Annotated in this window: 1 protein-coding gene; it reads left to right on the top strand. The window is 76.8% G+C overall.

Annotated features, from left to right (window positions below; all coding sequences use genetic code 11):
- Positions 1-522, top strand: a 522-nt coding sequence (gene cobA, locus ACI79W_RS20040; RefSeq protein WP_456563833.1) for a uroporphyrinogen-III C-methyltransferase, incomplete at both ends; no start/stop codon positions are given.

Genomic DNA, 522 nt, shown 5'->3' with positions numbered 1-522 from the left:
CTCCCCCGCGGCCGCGCCATGGCCCAGGAGACCATCAACGAACTCCTCATCACCCACGCCCGCGCCGGCCGCCGCGTCGTCCGCCTCAAGGGCGGGGACCCCTACGTCTTCGGCCGCGGCTACGAAGAACTCCAGGCCTGCACCGCCGCCGGCATCCCCGTCGAGGTCGTCCCCGGCGTCACCAGCGCCGTCGCCGTCCCCGCCCTGGCCGGCATCCCCGTCACCCACCGCGGCCTCACCCACGAGTTCGTCGTCGTCTCCGGCCACCTGCCCCCCGACCACCCCCAGTCCCTGGTCGACTGGCCCGCCCTGGGCCGCCTCCGCGGCACCCTGGTCGTCCTCATGGGCGTCGACACCGCCCCCGCCATCGCCGCCGCCCTGATCACCCACGGCCGCGCCCCGCACACCCCCGTCGCCGTCGTCACCGACGGCTCCACCCCCACCCAGCGCACCCTGCGCACCACCCTCGCCGACCTCCCCGCCACCCTCGCCCAGCACACCGTCCGCCCCCCGGCCGTCTGG

This window comes from Blastococcus sp. SYSU DS0533 (assembly GCF_054050775.1).
The sequence above is the reverse complement of the archived record's forward strand: the minus strand, read 5'-3'. Positions and strand labels throughout refer to the sequence as shown.